The organism is Paenibacillus sp. T2-29, from assembly GCF_052921365.1.
This window is the reverse complement of record NZ_JBREVE010000001.1, coordinates 585,089-601,808: the sequence shown is the minus strand read 5'-3', so window position 1 is coordinate 601,808 and position 16,720 is coordinate 585,089. Positions and strand designations below refer to the sequence as shown.

General features: G+C 43.0%; 14 protein-coding genes. 11 read left to right on the top strand and 3 right to left on the bottom strand.

Annotated features, from left to right (window positions below; translation table 11 throughout):
- Positions 1–25 precede the first annotated feature (25 nt).
- The 6 genes from fabD to ACU1JV_RS03205 all read left to right on the top strand — a co-directional run bounded on the left by fabD (position 26) and on the right by ACU1JV_RS03205 (position 8,588).
- Entirely contained in the window at positions 26–2,380 is a 2,355-nt protein-coding gene (gene fabD / locus ACU1JV_RS03230; protein WP_413986626.1) for an ACP S-malonyltransferase, read from the top strand.
- Positions 2,381–2,557: 177 nt separating this feature from the next.
- Positions 2,558–4,327 carry an aspartate--tRNA ligase gene (aspS, locus tag ACU1JV_RS03225; RefSeq protein WP_413986625.1) on the top strand — a complete coding sequence of 590 codons (1,770 nt, stop codon included), beginning with the start codon at positions 2,558–2,560 and terminating at the stop codon, positions 4,325–4,327.
- Between the two features lie 225 nt (positions 4,328–4,552).
- Complete coding sequence (locus ACU1JV_RS03220) at positions 4,553–5,215, top strand: S-layer homology domain-containing protein (protein ID WP_040103373.1); 663 nt, start codon at positions 4,553–4,555, stop codon at positions 5,213–5,215.
- 258 nt (positions 5,216–5,473) lie between these two features.
- Positions 5,474–6,142, top strand: a complete 669-nt coding sequence (locus ACU1JV_RS03215) for a uracil-DNA glycosylase (RefSeq protein ID WP_013371926.1) — start codon at positions 5,474–5,476, stop codon at positions 6,140–6,142.
- 16 nt (positions 6,143–6,158) lie between these two features.
- Positions 6,159–6,581, top strand: coding sequence for a hypothetical protein (locus ACU1JV_RS03210; protein ID WP_013371925.1), 423 nt, complete (start codon positions 6,159–6,161; stop codon positions 6,579–6,581).
- A 120-nt stretch (positions 6,582–6,701) separates the two neighbouring features.
- Positions 6,702–8,588: an Ig-like domain-containing protein gene (locus ACU1JV_RS03205; protein ID WP_129549586.1), complete on the top strand. Its 1,887-nt coding sequence runs from the start codon at positions 6,702–6,704 to the stop codon at positions 8,586–8,588.
- A gap of 72 nt (positions 8,589–8,660) precedes the next feature.
- On the opposite strand, the gene ACU1JV_RS03200 is transcribed toward ACU1JV_RS03205, so the two are convergent.
- Together ACU1JV_RS03200 and ACU1JV_RS03195 are read right to left on the bottom strand one after the other, a co-directional pair.
- Positions 8,661–8,963 carry a hypothetical protein gene (locus ACU1JV_RS03200; RefSeq protein ID WP_013371923.1) on the bottom strand — a complete coding sequence of 101 codons (303 nt, stop codon included), beginning with the start codon at positions 8,961–8,963 and terminating at the stop codon, positions 8,661–8,663.
- A 385-nt stretch (positions 8,964–9,348) separates the two neighbouring features.
- Complete coding sequence (locus ACU1JV_RS03195; protein WP_013371921.1) at positions 9,349–9,543, bottom strand: hypothetical protein; 195 nt, start codon at positions 9,541–9,543, stop codon at positions 9,349–9,351.
- Positions 9,544–9,684: 141 nt separating this feature from the next.
- On the opposite strand from ACU1JV_RS03195, the gene ACU1JV_RS03190 reads away from it, so the two are divergent.
- Positions 9,685–10,122 (top strand): NucA/NucB deoxyribonuclease domain-containing protein, encoded by a 438-nt coding sequence (locus ACU1JV_RS03190; protein WP_165079631.1) that lies wholly within the window; start codon positions 9,685–9,687, stop codon positions 10,120–10,122.
- On the opposite strand, the gene ACU1JV_RS03185 is transcribed toward ACU1JV_RS03190, so the two are convergent.
- Positions 10,115–10,291, bottom strand: a complete 177-nt coding sequence (locus tag ACU1JV_RS03185; RefSeq protein WP_013371919.1) for a hypothetical protein — start codon at positions 10,289–10,291, stop codon at positions 10,115–10,117. The two genes, ACU1JV_RS03190 and ACU1JV_RS03185, sit on opposite strands and share 8 nt — an antisense overlap.
- Before the next feature lie 114 nt (positions 10,292–10,405).
- Here ACU1JV_RS03185 and ACU1JV_RS03180 point away from each other — a divergent pair, with 114 nt between their 5' ends.
- From ACU1JV_RS03180 to ACU1JV_RS03165, 4 genes are all read left to right on the top strand, one after another.
- Positions 10,406–12,226, top strand: coding sequence for a sensor histidine kinase (locus tag ACU1JV_RS03180; protein WP_058712101.1), 1,821 nt, complete (start codon positions 10,406–10,408; stop codon positions 12,224–12,226).
- Positions 12,201–13,826 carry a response regulator transcription factor gene (locus tag ACU1JV_RS03175; protein WP_165079632.1) on the top strand — a complete coding sequence of 542 codons (1,626 nt, stop codon included), beginning with the start codon at positions 12,201–12,203 and terminating at the stop codon, positions 13,824–13,826. The genes ACU1JV_RS03180 and ACU1JV_RS03175 overlap by 26 nt, the downstream gene beginning before the upstream one ends.
- Before the next feature lie 120 nt (positions 13,827–13,946).
- Positions 13,947–15,629 carry an extracellular solute-binding protein gene (locus ACU1JV_RS03170; RefSeq protein ID WP_165079633.1) on the top strand — a complete coding sequence of 561 codons (1,683 nt, stop codon included), beginning with the start codon at positions 13,947–13,949 and terminating at the stop codon, positions 15,627–15,629.
- 187 nt (positions 15,630–15,816) lie between these two features.
- Positions 15,817–16,707, top strand: a complete 891-nt coding sequence (locus ACU1JV_RS03165; RefSeq protein ID WP_165079634.1) for an ABC transporter permease — start codon at positions 15,817–15,819, stop codon at positions 16,705–16,707.
- The last annotated feature ends 13 nt before the right edge of the window (positions 16,708–16,720 follow it).

Sequence of the window (16,720 nt, the reverse complement as noted above, 5' to 3'; positions counted from 1 at the left end):
TCCATTACTAACAAGGAGGAAATCAATGATCGCATATCTGTTCCCTGGACAAGGAGCTCAAGTTAAAGGCATGGGCGAAGGACTGTTTGATGAATTTCCAGAATGGGTTGCCCAAGCGGATGCAGTTCTTGGTTATTCTATTCAGAAGCTGTGCCTTGAGGACCCTGCCAAGCAACTCGGACAAACGGATTTTACCCAGCCGGCGCTATTTGTCGTAAATGCCTTAAGTTACCTGAAAAAAATACGAGAAACCGGAAGAAAACCCGACTATGTTGCAGGACATAGCTTGGGTGAATATAATGCTTTATTTGCCGCGGAAGCGTTTGACTTTGAAACCGGCTTGAAGCTGGTCAAAAAAAGAGGAGAGCTGATGGCTCGGGCTGCTGGCGGCGGAATGGCGGCAGTTTTAGGCTTGAAAGAAGAAGTGTTTCGGGAAGTAATGGAAAAAAATAAATTAGTAGAGCTCGATGTTGCCAACTATAATTCGCCCAGCCAGATTGTCATTTCAGGGCCAAAGGAACTGATTGAGCAGGCGAAACCGATTTTTGAGGATGCTGGAGCCAGAAATTATGTGGTTTTGAATGTAAGTGGAGCATTTCACTCCAGATATATGGAAAATGCGAGACAGAAATTTGAGGCTTATGCGGCGTCATTCGAATTCTCAAAAATCAAAATACCCGTTATTTCAAATGTCCATGCCAGACCCTACAAGCAGCTGGATTTAAGAAGCACGCTAATCAACCAGATTGTGAGCCCGGTCAAATGGTCGGAAAGTATACGCTATCTGATGGGTAAAAGTGTAACCCAGTTTATTCAGATCGGGCCTGGAAATGTTGTGGCAGGATTGGTTAATGCCATACAACGAGAAGCCGAGCCATTGATCGTGACAGAGGTTGAAGACCGGAACGAACAGGTACAGAAGAGGATGTCGAAGGATACGTTGAGAAATGATGAATCGATATCCGAAAAGCGACAGGCTCCCAGAACAAAATCCGGTCATGACGTACTGGAATCCAGCAAACGATTTACGGCGGAGTCTCTTGGGCATAGCGAATTTAAACAAGATTACGGAATTAAGTATGCGTATCTTATAGGCTCTATGTACAAGGGCATCTCTTCAAAAGAGATGGTCGTAAAAGCAGGAAAGGCAGGAATGATGGGATTTTTTGGAGCTGGGGGAGTGAAGATTGATGCTCTGGAGGAAACCATAAAGTATATTCAAAAGGAATTGAACCATGGCGAAGCCTATGGAATGAATCTTATTCATGTGCCAGACCACCCGGACATAGAAAATAACATCGTTGATTTGTACATAAAATACGGTGTTAGAAATATTGAAGCCTCTGCGTTTATGAGTATCACGCCTTCTTTGGTTAGGTACAGGCTAAAGGGACTGAGACGGAATGCAAAGGGAAACGTAACGCCACAGAACAGAATTATAGCGAAAGTATCCAGACCCGAGGTTGTTGAAGCCTTCCTGAGTCCTGCGCCTCAGAATATTATAAATAAGCTGCTGGCGGAAAATAGGATCAGCCGGGAAGAGGCGATGATGGGAATGGAAATTCCCATGGTCGATGATTTATGCGTCGAGGCTGATTCAGGCGGGCATACCGACCATGCAGTTGCATATGTATTGGTTCCGCTAATGCTTCAAATGAGGGATGAAGCGATTCGAAAGTATAAATACAATAAAAGCATAAGGGTAGGGGCAGCGGGGGGAATAGGGACTCCACAAGCTGCAGCGGCGGCGTTTATATTAGGTGCTGATTTTATCATGACGGGTTCTATCAATCAATGTACGGTTGAAGCAGGGACGAGTGATGAAGTAAAAGATTTGCTCCAGCAATTAAACATTCAGGATACGGACTACGCTCCAGCAGGGGATATGTTTGAAATGGGGGCAAAAGTTCAGGTTATGAAAAAAGGAGTGTTTTTCCCGGCGAGGGCGAATAAATTATATGATCTTTACCGGAATTATAATTCCATAGATGAAATTGATAGAGAAACCAAACATTATATTGAAGAAAAATATTTTAAGAAGAGTATCGAACAAGTCTATGAAGATATTAAAGCTTATTACCCGGCTGAAATCATTGAAAAAGCTGAAAGAATCCCAAAACGTAAGATGGCCTTGATATTTAGATGGTACTTTACTTATTCTACCCGACTTGCCATTAATGGGGACAAAAACAACAGGGTCGATTATCAAGTACACTGCGGACCAGCCCTTGGTGCTTTTAATCAATGGGTTAAGGGGACAGCCCTTGAGGATTGGAAGAATAGACATGTTGACGATATAGGACAAAAAATAATGGTTGAGACTGCAGAACACCTGAATGAAAGATTTAAAGCTTTAACTGCTAGTCTACTTACAATCTAGTTGGATTCAAGCAATGGCGAGAAGCTACGAGAAGCTAATAGTGAAGTGCAGTACGTTCTAGCTGAATAAGCCCATGGCCGGATACATGCAGGATAGAGTGACAATCTCTGCAATCAGACCATGGGTTACATCATTAAAACCATGTAGATACTAGGGTAAAAGAAAGAGGGTGTTTTCGTGCATAGGTATAGAACTCATAACTGTGGAGAACTGGATCAAACGCATGTCGGGGAAATCGTGAGAATTGCAGGTTGGATTAAAAATATTCGTAACCTTGGCGGGATTGTTTTTATTGACCTTAGGGACCATTATGGGGTTACGCAAATCGTTGTCTCTGATTCTAATGAATTAAAGGATTTTGTATCCAAGATCAGCAGGGAATCAACCATCTCTGTCATAGGAGCTGTATGTCACAGATTCGAAAGTACGATCAGCCCCCATATGAAAACCGGATATATTGAGGTCGTTGCCAAGGAGATAGAAGTGTTAGGAAAGGTCATGAATCCATTGCCTTTTGAAGTATCTTCAGCACATGAAGCTCGGGAAGATTTAAGATTAAAGTATCGTTTTCTGGATCTGCGCAATGAAAATCTGCATGATAATATTGTACTTCGCTCTAGAGTAATTCAAAGTATCCGAAAAAAGATGATTGATTTGGATTTTTTAGAGATTCAGACACCGATTCTGACAAGTTCATCTCCAGAGGGCGCCAGAGACTATTTGGTTCCTAGTAGAGTGCATCCAGGTCAATTTTATGCCTTGCCTCAGGCACCTCAACAATTCAAACAACTATTAATGGTCTCCGGCTTTGATAAATATTTTCAAATTGCACCGTGCTTTAGAGATGAAGATGCAAGGGCAGACAGATCGCCTGGCGAGTTTTATCAGCTGGATTTGGAAATGGCTTTTGCTACACAGGAAGATGTTTTTAATGTAGTTGAAAATATGCTGTATGAAGTTTTTTCCGAGTTTACAAATTATAAAATTTCAAAGCCTTTTAGTAGAATTCCCTATCAAGAAGCCATGCTCAAATATGGGAGCGATAAACCTGACTTAAGAAATCCATTAATTATCCATGATGTTACAGAGCTTTTTAGAGAGACTGATTTTAAAGTGTTTAAAAATAAAACGATAAGAGTTATTGCAACTCCTGGTTGTGGAGGGCAGCCAAGAAGCTTTTACGATGATATAGTGAACTTTGCTATGGAGGCTGGAGCGAAGGGCCTTTCATGGATTAAGTTCAATGATGATATGTCTCTCAGCGGCTCAATTGCAAAATTTATTCCGGAGAAGGTAAAAAACGAATTAATGAATGTAACGCAAGCTGGTCCGGGATATGCACTGTTTTTTGCTGCCGATGAGCTTAAAAATGTCGAAAAAATAGCTGGTGCTGTCCGAAATCAATTAGGCAAACGGCTGGATTTATTGGAAAAGGATACGTTTAAGTTTTGCTGGATTGTTGATTTCCCCATGTTTGAATTGGATCCTGATACCCATAAAATAGAGTTCAGTCATAACCCGTTTTCGATGCCGCAAGGTGGTATGGATGCGCTGCTGAATATGAATCCTCTGGATATCCTGGCGTACCAATATGATATTGTATGTAATGGGATTGAGCTGTCCTCGGGTGCTGTCCGTAACCACGATACAGAGATTATGGTAAAAGCCTTTGAGATCGCGGGTTATACATATGAAGAGATCAAGAGTAGATTTCCTGCACTCTTTAATGCTTTTCAATTTGGGCCACCTCCTCACGCAGGTATAGCACCTGGAATTGATAGGATTGTGATGATCCTTGCAAATGAATCGAATATTCGAGAGGTTATTGCTTTTCCGATGAATAGTAAAGCACAGGACGTATTAATGGGAGCTCCTTCGGAGGTTACTGACAAACAATTGAGAGATGTTCATATCAAATTGGCAAATGCTCAGCCACAAACAGAATAAACGGATTTAACAAGGTACTGCAAGCAAGGCTGAATCCAGCACGCAATTAAATCCGATGGAGTGAGCTAAAAACTCTCCCTGCTAGAAGCAGAGGAGAGTTTTTTTATTTAGCTTAGATCGTTCACTTTAGGTTAGTAGCGTCTGCTGCAACCTTTCTAGCTTGAACCACGTCAAGAAGTTGTTAATGGCCAAGCGGCCTAATTCAACTACAAGGTGGAACTTAACATGCGCATGAGAAAAAATGCAATCGCAGCCCTTACGACTGTAGCTCTGCTGTCCTTCTCGATTGGAGGTCATTTGTCTGCGGCAGATAGTCAATTCAGGGATTTGGACCATGTAAACGGCAAAGAAAAAATCATCTCCCTTAAAGAGCGGGGATTGCTTAAAGGTGTCTCAGACATGCAGTTTCTCCCCTCATCTAAAGTGACCGCTGCCCAAGGTATTCAGTTGATTTCGGGTGGACTTCAGCTCAGTTTGGCTGCCATTGATTTGAACCAGGCGCCACAGGCGAGTGGATTGTTTACCCAGGTTAAAGATACCGCATGGTACGCTGAAGCTTTTATTAACGCGTATTATAATGGCGTAGACATTCCAAAAGGTACCAATCCTGCCAAAGCTCTGACCAAGGAAGAGTTCACCCACATGTTGATTCAGGGCATGGAAAAAGCAGGCGCTCTTCCCATGATTAAAATCGCACCTGCAAATATTGCGGATGACAGCGAACTGGAGCCTTCTTACCAAGGTAGCATTCAACGCTCGCTAGTGTACAAGGTCAATGTCCTGGATGGGAAGGGAAATTTTCATCCCAAAAGTGCGATTACACGTGCCGAGGCTGCTGTTATGTTATACAATGCATTGGAATACCTGAATGCTCATCCAAAGTCGTAACCAATACAGCAACAAAGCGCTTTTCTTCTGAGGAATTTAAGCTTTCAGTTACTTGACATCAATACCGTGAATGCTATAATAAGGAAATCGAATTTAGACCCCGCGGTAGTTGACTATCGTAAGAATACTTTTCTGGTCCTTCGGCATAGAACACAAGTAACGAATAAATAAGCTGGCTCCGGATGAGGGGTCAGCTTTATTTGTTTGGACAAAAGTTTACAGCTTTCACAGATTTACATATTGAGAGGAGACAGCGGTATGTTTGGGAATGACTGGGATGATGTACTACGAGAAGAGGTCGAAAAGCCTTACTTTAATGAATTAAGGTATACGTTAGCTCGAGAGTACAAGTTACATAAGGTATATCCTCCAAAAGAAGACTTGTTTTCAGCACTTAAATTAACGCCATATCATCTGACCAAAGCGGTTATATTGGGACAGGACCCATATCATGGAGAGGGACAAGCTCACGGCTTGAGCTTTTCTGTTAGACCTGGTGTGCGTACACCGCCGTCTCTACAAAATATATATAAGGAGTTACGCGATGATGTCGGCACTCCCATTCCGAATCAGGGATACCTCGTTCCTTGGGCTGAGCAAGGTGTGCTGCTGCTGAACAACGTGTTGACCGTGCGTGAAGGACAACCGCAATCTCATCAGGGAATAGGTTGGGAACGTTTCACGGATGCTGTCATTGAAGCGATTAATGAACGTGAACAGCCGGTAGTGTTCATTTTGTGGGGGAGTCATGCTCAGAAAAAGGCCAGCTTCGTGAATACCAGCAAGCATTTGGTGCTGAAATCTGTCCATCCGAGTCCATTGGCGGCTCACAGAGGTTTTTTTGGCAGCAAGCCTTTTTCACGTACCAATGCATTTTTGCAGGAGCATGGAATGGAACCGATTCAGTGGGAGATTCCTAACCGCTAGCACGGGAGGTGAGGACATGCGTCAATGGAAGGGACGTCAGGTCATTTTATATCACGGCAACAACGGTCATACCCAGAAGGTGCGCGGCACACTTGAAAAATGGGATGATATACGAAAATGCGTTATTTTGGGCCCGAAAATGCTGGCTATTCCTTTTGAAAATATTACGCATATTACCATGCTTCCTCCGGGACGTGAGCGTAAAAGCCGCCATCCAGCTAGGCTGAACACTTTCGGTTATGTAATGAACGTTCCGTTACAGTTTGATAATGCCATTCATTTTCAGTCAGCGGTGACGATTTGGAGAGATGATCAACTGATTGCTTACAATGTAAAGCTGGTTAGTCACTCGGCAGACCATGTGACTCTTGAGGATGGACAAACCTTATCCAAGGAAGAGCATTTATTTGTAGTGAGGTCACTGCGTGGAGAACTTTAACTGTAATAATTCACCTTTTTTTGATGAAGGGTTCAATTTAGTTAGCTGCTTACCGATAAAAGATATTGGGATTGTTAATAATATCCTGTTTTATAGAATGAAACCAAGGGAGAGAAACGAATGGAGCGTATGAAACGTATGAGCAAACGGAGTACCTTCTTACTTGCTTTGCTGATGTTTGTATTCGCAGCATGGCCAGCAGGTTTGATCCGGGCTGAGGAGAAAACGACCTCAACAGTACAGTGGGACAGTCAAAATCCGACCACAGTTAATCTGGGTGGAAGCCCCGCTCAATTAAAAGTGTGGTCTGTGACGCAGACTGGTAAAACGGATGTAACCGAAAGAGCTGAATGGATCTCCGGAGATTCAAGTATTTTAAAGGTAGAAAAGGGACTCATTACTCCAGTGTCCAAAGGGCAGATTAAGATTGTTGCCACATATGATCAGAAAACAGTAAGTACGACGATTACGGTAAAATCGCCTTACAGCAAGCTGCAATTCAATCCGACGGGTCCTCTCAATCTGACCATTGGCGGAGAATCGAAGCAACTGACTGCTCAAGGTGTGCTTAGCGGAGGCGGCACGGAAAATGTGTCTGGCGTGGAATGGACATCTACGAATGAAGCTGTTGCTACCGTAGAAAATGGACTTGTACGTCCTCTTGCCAAAGGCGTGACTTACATTAAAGCCACCAAAGATGGACTTAATGCACAATTGATCGTGTATGTGCGTTCTTCATCCCAGGCATTGGTACTGAGTGCATCTGGCTCCAAATCGGTCTATCTGGGTAGCTCCCCGTTTCAGGTTACTGCAACCGATGTGAATCTGACTGGCGGTAAAACAGATGTGACCAACACGGCAGAATGGACTTCCTCTAATTCATTGGTTGCTACGGTGGAGCAAGGTAAAATCACACCGATGGATGTAGGGAATTCGACGATTACAGCCTCCTATCATGGTTTGAGTAAGACTCTGAAGATTAATGTACTTCCAACTGTTGAAAAACTGGTCTCAAGCAAAGCCAGTCTGACTCTCGAAACTGGAAGCAAAACTTCTCTTCCGAGTATATCTGCTTATTTGGTCAATGGAGCCAAAAAAGCAGTTCAATCCGATGTAAAATGGAGCTTAAGCAGTGAGAGTGCAGTCAAGATTGCAAATGGTAAGCTGGTTGCAGTAAACCCAGGTAGTGCAACATTGACAGCGACAGTAGGTGCGCTCAAGCTGGATATTCCAGTGACCGTACAATATAAAGTTCTCAAGCTGACGGCTTCTGAGAAAAAGTATGTATTGGTTGCAGGCCAAGAAACAAGTATTCCGACCGTAAAAGCACACATGGCTGGTGGTGGAGTACTGGATGTTACCAACCAGGTAAGCTGGGTAGCTACAACAGCCGCAGTTACAGTAGGAAATGGAAAAGTAAAAGCGGTGAGTGGTGGCAACTCGGGAATCAAGGCAATGTATATGAATAAATACGTGAAAGTGCCTGTCATTGTAGAGGGAGCCATTTCTACATTGACACCAAGCTTTTCGAATGCTGAGATGAATTTGAAGGGAAGTAAGTCCATCAAAGTCGTCGGCAATTATACAGATGGTAAAAAAGTTACCCTGAGCAGTAAAGTGAAATGGACAACATCAAATGCTTCTGTAGTGGTCGTAAAAGGGTCTTCCATTAAAGCTGTTGGAATTGGAACAGCAACCATTACGGGTACGTACCAGGATAAGTCGTTTAACGTGGAGATTAAGGTTACACCTAAGTTGCTTAAGCTGGTATTGAGCAATAAAAACCTGAAGCTGCCTAAAGGCTCGTCTCAAGTGCTTAGCGTGAGTGCCGTTTATGATTCAGGCGCGACTGCAAATGTGACCAATTCAGCGGTATGGACATCCTCCAAACCGTCGATCGTACAGGTTACAGCTGGTCAGGTGAAGGCATTGGATAGCGGAAGCTCCAGTATTAAAGTAGTCTATGGTGGTAAGAAGGTAACGACATCTGCCAAAGTTTTAAAATAGTCAACGCACATTACCACACCTCGCGTATGTCAAATAAACCCCCGGTCCAAAGACCGGGGGTTTATTTTTAGCTTATTCTACGCCATCCTGATAATGATTTTTCCAGTGCTTATCGCCTTTATGTGCGAAATCTTCAACTGTTTTCTCCAGCGTAGCTACCAGTTGGGCTTTAATCTCAGCAATTGTGTCGCGAAATAATCTTTCTTCCGTACCATTGATTTTTTCACCATATAAAGCTTGAGCGGCTACAAATTGACGATGTTGTTCTACAAAACTGTCGATCGAATGCAGTGCATGCTCCACGTATTGTGAAATGCTATGATGCTCGTTAGGCAGTTGTAATTTTAATTCCTTAACTCTGTTTAATAATGCCATGATGATCACCTCGTGCGTTTTGTTATGTCAATAATTATACATGATTTTCGGAAAAGTTTCATTAAATTTCGATTAAATTGTGACTTTTATTATGTCATGATTGCATTTTCATTGGTGATCAGGCATAATTTCGGAATTTTGCGCTTTTCCCTTGGTATCATGATTTAAAAATTTGAAATATATGATACAAAGACAATGTAAGAGCGAGCTGCGACAGCTGTCTTTCTGACATGTTATAATGGGGAAAAAGCCCAGTCGGAAAGGTTGTCAGTATGGTATGAAGCTTTTTAAAGGTTTATTTTGGGGAATTCTGATCAGTCTTCTCCTGTGGTGCGCCTTGTTTGGGCTTGTCCGCTGGATGACTCATTAAGTGCCTTCCTGTATCTTATACAATAACTCTTGCGACTGTATCCACGTCATTAACGGAAATCGTATATACGTGTTCGTCATCGTAGAGCTTGAATTGCTGAGTTTCTTGGTCAGATAGGAGCTTAGGCCAGCCAATTACGGTATTTCCATTCAGTAACCGGATTACAACAGCTTGCATTTGGCTCACGGCCAGTTGGATCTCATCGTTCATTCGTACAACCTCCTCTCTATACTATTTGTCGTCGGATATTTAATCTTTTTTTATAGTCGGTAAGGGGTTACAAAAAATAAAATCTGGGGATTGCCTTAGCTGAAGGTCATTTACTGGAATAGCTTGAAAGGAAGAGGGAAATTGAAGAGAAAGTTACTAAGTTTTATAGCCTTAGTGCTGCTAGCTGTGGGCGCGTACTGGGTTGAAGGAGACAATCTTTTTACAAAAATAACAGGAGAAAACCCGCCTTCATCAGCTCAGGTAACGCTGCAATTTCCGTCAGGTCGTTATCCTGAAACGGCGCAGCATATTAAGGAAGCCATTCAAGCGGGAAAATCACCAGTATGCACAATTGACCGGGAAGGAGCCGAGCAAAATCGTAAGCATTCGCTTGCGGGTGTTCCTACTCGTAAAGGGTTTGATCGTGATGAATGGCCGATGGCTATGTGCTCAGAAGGGGGAAAGGGTGCAAATGTCAAATACATAGCTCCTAAGGATAACCGTGGGGCAGGATCATGGGTCAGTCACCAGTTAGATCAGTATGAGGATGGAACTCGTGTAAAATTCGTTATTAAATAGTTTTTGATTTCGTGTTTTTACCTTTTAGCTCCTTAGATGTTTCCTGTTTGGCTTTAATCAGCGCCAGAAAATCAAAAAAATCACCTAGTGTATTGAAGCCGGCAGCTAAAATGGCCAGGTCTTCAGCAGATAGTTGGTCTAACCATTCCATTTGCTTAGCGTCAAACATATTATCACCGCCAACCCTTAATAATGTATAGTATGTAGTGGCGGCAACGAAGGTCAGGGCTCTGGCATACCTTTTAAGTATGCCTGTTTTTTGTGCAGAGGATGTGTGAAACTCATGTTTAAATTTAATTTTTATACTAAAATCGTGTCCATCGTTATCGTATTGCTGATACCTGTGCTGCTTCTGTATGTCTACTCTAATCAGACAACGACAGGTGTATTACGTGAGGAACTGAATCAATCCAATTATAATCAGCTAACTTTTTTTCAAAACCAGGTGAATACGAATATTGAAATGATTTCTTCCTGGCCGCACCTGCTGATTCATGATCCTGATGTTGCCAGTTTCCAAGCGATTTTTTTAAAGGACAAGACTCTCAATCTGGATGGAATTAACCTGGTCAAGCGGATTCAAACCAAGCTTGGGCTTCAGGAAAGCTCTTCTAACTGGAGAACAGGGCTGAGTATATATTCCCCTTCACTTGGACGAGTTGTATCGGAAAATGGAGCCAGTTATTATGATCAGAAGGTATTAAATCAATCGATTACAAACGGCTGGCAGGTATCTAAGAAAAGAGTGTACGGTAAGGATCAATTTATATTTTCATTGTATACCTTATCCCCGTTTTCCTCTCTAGCTAATCCGGAAACCGCTAACACGATTATTAAAGTGGAATTCGATAGCAGCAATATTCAGGACATGCTTGACCGCTTTAAAGGCGATGGACGAAAGGAGCCTTTTTATTATAAAAAAGGCGTAGGAGTGATTTATAATCGCTCTGCAAATGCAGAATTGTCAAGCCAGCTGATTGCGAAACTGGAGAAATTGGGATTACATGAAGTTGATAATTTGACCGTGAAAATTGGAGAAGAGAGTTACCTTGTTCACGCCGTTCTTTCGCAAACGACAGGCTGGTATTTGATTGACTACATGCCTTTGTCCGATATGATGTCTCCGATTTACTCATCTAACCGACTATTTTATATAACCGTTGTTGGCTCACTACTGGTAGGCATCATTGGTGCTTATCTCCTTCACTCACAGGTACAAGTCCCGATTCTCCAGCTTGTGCGGGCATTTCGGAGATTAAAGGATGGAGACTACGCTGTTCGTTTGAGTCCTAAGGGGAGTCACGAGTTTGCATTTCTGTCACGTCAATTCAACCTGATGGTCGAACAGATTCAGGAGCTGTTTGAGAAAGTTTACGTTGAGAAGCTGCATGTGAAGGAAGCGCGTCTAAAGCAGCTCCAGTCTCAAATCAATCCCCATTTTTTTTATAATTGTTTTTCCTTTATTACGAGTATGGCAAAGTTGCGCAATCATGAGGCAGTCGTGGCCATGGCTCATAATTTATCCAAATATTATCGCTATACGACAAGACAGGAAAGAGATTTGGTTCCTTTATCAGATGAAGTCGAGTTTGTGCAATATTATTTGAAAATTCAGCAGATGCGTATGCCACGGTTAACGTTCACTATTGATATTTCTTCACAGGCCAATCCTCTGCTGGTTCCACCGCTTGTGTTGCAACCCCTGGTGGAAAATGCGGTGTTGCACGGAATAGAACCTCAGGCGGAGGAGGGGATCATCCGTATTATGACTGAGTGTGTCGGCTCATCCATGTACTTGATTGTAGATGATAACGGGCTCGGTTTGAGTGATGAAGGTATAACGTCCCTTACATTAGCACTAGAGAAACCTGTAGAAGAAAAAAGTGGTTATGGTTTATGGAATGTGCACCAACGAATGCGGTTACATTTTGGTGAAAACGCGGGCTTGGAATTCTCGTTGTCTCCGTTGGGAGGATTGAGAGTGATTTTAAAATGGCCACTGTCAATTGAAGAAGGGCAGGAAGACGGTTTGATCCATTCTTCGTCAAATTCAAGAAATAGTAAATTGGAGGATACTGATGGTTCAGATATTACTAGTGGATGATGAAAGCTATGTTACTGAAAGCCTGGCGGCTACTATACCGTGGGAGATGTTGGGAATCGAGAAGGTTCATCAAGCAGCTTCTGCCTTGGCAGCAATAGATGTGCTGGAAGCATACGACATTGATATTCTGGTTACGGATATTCGTATGCCCGGCATGACGGGATTGGAGTTGATTGTTGAAGTAAACGAGCGTTGGCCGCATATCCGTAGTTTATTACTGACAGGCTATGCTGATTTTGAATACGCTAAAAAAGCGCTCCAGCTTAAGGCTTTTGATTACATTTTAAAGCCGGTGGATGATGAAGAGTTTATCAAATGTGTGTCAGCTGCCATGGATTCGCTAAAGGAAGAATGGGAAGCATTCGACAAGGTTCATCAATTACAATACAGTCGCAGGAACGATTACGGTGTGCTGCGCACTCATTTGATGCACGATTTGTTACTCGGGCGTGATTTAACTTTACAAAAAATAAAGGACAAAATGTCCGAGTATGAAATCAAGCTACGCACAGAACATCCTGCCAGTATGCTGCTTATTCAGCTGGGCAAGCAATTTTCTGACATGGATTATCACTCAGTGTCCTTAATTGAGTATGCGATTGGGAATATTGCAGAAGAAGTGTTCGCTCCTGATTTTCATGTTTGGCATTGCAAAGCGCCACATGATTGCCTAATCGTATTAATAGAAGGGAATTGGGATTTGTTTCCTAAACGGACTCTGGATGAGCAGAATCATTTTTTGCGTGCAGCGATTGAAACCTTTCGAAAAAATGTGAGCAATTACTTGAAAGGGGAAATTTACGTCACATTAACCAATTGGTTTCATTTCCCGGATGAGCTGCCTAAGCTATATCAGACAGCGATCAGATCCTTATATTGGAACCAACAGGAGGAGACGAATCCACTCCTATTCATAGAAGAGCAGACAGAACAGTCACACAACTCAGTGAAGTCGCTGGAGGGGCTTTATACGCACCCTACGCTTACTCATCTGCTAGAGTCCAGGCAATGGGAAGAGGCCGAAGCAAAAGTAAGCCGTGTATTTGGCAAAATGGAAGAGGCGGGATATACACGCGAGCATTTATATGAACTGTTTATTTCGGTAACGAGCGCCTTTATGTATACAGCTCACAAACAAGGACGTTTCATTACACAGATGGACCAAGTAGGCTTTGATCCGTTACATGCGCAGAAATTGGTTCATTCGTTCCCACACCTCAAAGAGTGGATATTTTCCATGATGAACAAGCTTAAAGCCGAGTGGTCTGCAAGCGAGCAAAGCGCCAAAAGCTATGTGGTCAAGCAGGTCCAGGAGCTGATCGCCCAGGATAAAGGGCAGGAGCTGTCTGTTAAGACGATTGCCGACCAAGTTTATCTTCATCCCGTCTATTTGTCTAAAATCTATAAAGCTGAAACTGGAGAAGGTCTGGGAGATTATATTATCCGAATGAGAATGGAACGGGCTCTTTATTTGCTCAAATATTCCAACAAAAAAATATATGAAATAACCACTGAACTCGGCTATCAGAATCCCCAATATTTCAGCAAGATGTTCAAAAAGCATTATGGAATGACTCCGCATGAATTTCGGGACCAGTAAAGACAAATGAGTAAAGATCAGTTGAGAAAGGTGCAGAAATATTTATTTTGTGACATAGGCTGCTAAGAAAAGCCCTCTTATAATAAAAGAGTAGAAAATGATTTTTAGAGGGGGAACAAGATGCGAGTTCATTCGAAAAAAAAGCTATTGTCGTTGCTCGCCGCAACTATGGTATTAGGGGTTGGCCTTGTGGGCTGCTCAGGTGCAGGAAATGATGGGAATGCGGACAGCACAGCTAAAACTGAAAACGTATACAAAGAAAAATACAACCCAGAAGTTACAATATCCACGGTATGGGGTGTAGATCCCGCCTTAAAATTTAAAAATGGCGAATCTATCGAAAATAACGTTGCGACAAAATGGGCCAAAGAGAAATTTGGTATTAATGTAAAATCACTCTGGTCTGTCACGGATACAAATGGTGCTTTTGCGACCAAGCTGCGGTTGGCGATGTCCTCCGGTCAGGAGATGCCTGATGTCGTTGTACTGGGGACAGAGAATGAGCAGCTGGCCCAGGATATGATCGATTCCGGTATGTTCGCTGAAGTGGGCCCGTTGTTCGATAAATATGCTTCGAATTCTTGGAAGCAGGCCATGAGTCAGGATACGAACGTATGGAATCAGTATAGCCGAGATGGTAAAAAAATGGGTATCCCTGTGCTTGATTTCGCTTATAACCATGATTATGTATTGTGGGTACGACAAGATTGGTTGGATAAGCTGGGGATGAAGGCTCCGGAGACGATAGATGATCTGGAAAAAGTGATGGATGCCTTTAAAAACAAAAATCCAGACGGACTGGCTCCGGACAAAGTGACCCCGCTCAGCATCGGTTTCAAAACATCCATGAACACATGGATGGGTGACCCATCCTGGATTTTCGGAGCTTATGGCACACTACCCCAACAGTGGAACAAAGGTGCAAACGGTAGCTTGGAATATGGCTCTGTTCAGCCTGGCATGAAGCCGGGTCTGCAAAAGCTGAGCGAGTGGCTCAAAAAAGGATATATTCCTCAGGAAGCAGCATTGTGGGATGAAAATAAAACGGCAGAACCTACAGTTGCAGGGACAGCCGGGATGATTCCAGGACCATATTGGATGAGCGGTTGGCCGCTCCAGGATACGGTTAAAAATGCGCCGAGTGCTGTATGGAAGCCGATCAAGATTCCAGCGGGACCTGACAACAAAGCTATGCGCCATGGAACGCAGTACACCAATGGTGTCGTACTCATCAACAAACAAATGCAGCATCCTGAAGCTTTCTTCACGTATCAAAATTACTTGTTTGACCATTATGCAAATGCCAAACCGGACGGTGACTTGTCGAATGGGCTGTTTAAGGGCTACGATTATGATTTAGATGCCAATGGAAAGCTGATGTCTATTGATAAAATACCAGGCGGTTATGTAAACTCTATTCGTTATTTGCTGGTTCGTGATGGTGCACGTATCCCTGATGCCCAAATGAAGGCTTTGTTAAGCTTGGCTGACGGTGCAGAACCGAAAACCAGACTGGAGAAAGATGTAATGGTGAATTACGGGAAAGACACTCCCGCAGCGGCCAAAGTGCTTATGGAACAAAAGGATATCTCTATGAAAGATCAGTTCACAGGACCAACTACGCCAACCATGAAGGCTAAAAAAGATTACCTGGATAAGATTGAAAGCCAGACCTTCAATGAAATTATTTATGGCAAACAGCCGATTTCTGCTTTTGATACCTTTGTACAGACGTGGAAAGCCGCTGGTGGCGAACAAATTACAAATGAAGTAAACGAATGGTATAAGAGCGTAGAAAAGTAAAAGTTGTCGATGTTGTGAAACAAATTAGGAGGGCTGTCCCAAGGTGGACAGCCTTTTTACTTAAGCTTCACACGGATTAATTAAAATGATTGCTTTTGTGCCATGTATGTTGGTTTTTTGAACTGTTGGGACTGCGAAAACGCTTTTATAATTAAGGTATACCATGAGAGTTACAGGAGGAACTGCAATGAGAAGTCTGCAACGTACGTGGCCATTTCATATCATGCTGCTGCCATCCATCATTTTCCTAATTGTATTCAGCTACATTCCGATGGGCGGCATCGTGATGGCCTTTCAAAATTACAAGCCTTGGCTAGGCATAACTGGTTCCGAATGGGTTGGACTTGATAATTTCCGCTTTTTGTTTCAACGGGAGGACAGTCTTCAGGTCGTATGGAACACGCTGATTATTGCTGTGTTAAAGATGTTTTTCAATCTGTTGGTTCCGTTTGTTTTTGCTATACTGCTGAATGAAATTCGCAAGGTCGGACTTCAGCGCTCCATTCAGACATTGGTGTATCTGCCACATTTTCTGTCATGGGTTATCTTGGGCGGAATTCTGATTGATCTGTTGGCTACTGATGGATTTATGAACCGGATTCTTGGAAGTATAGGAATCCAGCCTATCTTCTTTCTGGGAGATAACAACTGGTTTCGTTTTACCGTCATTGTATCTGACATATGGAAAGAGTTTGGCTACAATACCATCGTATTCCTCGCTGCACTGGCGGGTATCAATCCTTCGTTGTATGAGGCTTCTGAAATGGATGGAGCGAGCCGATGGAGACAGACACTGCACATTACTGTACCTTCATTGATTCCGATGGTGGTCGTTGTTGGGACGCTCGCCCTTGGTAATGTTCTGAATGCCGGTTTTGACCAGATTTTCAACCTTTATAATCCGTTGGTATACCAAAAAGGCGATATTATTGACACATTCGTCTATCGGACAGCATTGATCAATGGGGAGATGGGCTTTGCTACCGCCATTGGGTTGTTCAAATCCGTTATCAGTATGATTCTCATTCTGATATCTTATCGGCTTGCTTACAAATGGGCAGGTTACCGCATATTCTGATTCCACGAGGCTG

Coding starts and splice junctions, on each gene's coding strand:
- fabD (WP_413986626.1), top strand. CDS start 26: ATGATCGCATATCTGTTCCCTGGACAAGGAGCTCAAGTTAAAGGCATG.
- ACU1JV_RS03220 (WP_040103373.1), top strand. CDS start 4,553: ATGCGCATGAGAAAAAATGCAATCGCAGCCCTTACGACTGTAGCTCTG.
- ACU1JV_RS03215 (WP_013371926.1), top strand. CDS start 5,474: ATGTTTGGGAATGACTGGGATGATGTACTACGAGAAGAGGTCGAAAAG.
- ACU1JV_RS03210 (WP_013371925.1), top strand. CDS start 6,159: ATGCGTCAATGGAAGGGACGTCAGGTCATTTTATATCACGGCAACAAC.
- ACU1JV_RS03205 (WP_129549586.1), top strand. CDS start 6,702: ATGGAGCGTATGAAACGTATGAGCAAACGGAGTACCTTCTTACTTGCT.
- ACU1JV_RS03200 (WP_013371923.1), bottom strand. CDS start 8,963: ATGGCATTATTAAACAGAGTTAAGGAATTAAAATTACAACTGCCTAAC.
- ACU1JV_RS03195 (WP_013371921.1), bottom strand. CDS start 9,543: ATGAACGATGAGATCCAACTGGCCGTGAGCCAAATGCAAGCTGTTGTA.
- ACU1JV_RS03185 (WP_013371919.1), bottom strand. CDS start 10,291: ATGTTTGACGCTAAGCAAATGGAATGGTTAGACCAACTATCTGCTGAA.
- ACU1JV_RS03180 (WP_058712101.1), top strand. CDS start 10,406: ATGTTTAAATTTAATTTTTATACTAAAATCGTGTCCATCGTTATCGTA.
- ACU1JV_RS03175 (WP_165079632.1), top strand. CDS start 12,201: ATGGTTCAGATATTACTAGTGGATGATGAAAGCTATGTTACTGAAAGC.
- ACU1JV_RS03170 (WP_165079633.1), top strand. CDS start 13,947: ATGCGAGTTCATTCGAAAAAAAAGCTATTGTCGTTGCTCGCCGCAACT.
- ACU1JV_RS03165 (WP_165079634.1), top strand. CDS start 15,817: ATGAGAAGTCTGCAACGTACGTGGCCATTTCATATCATGCTGCTGCCA.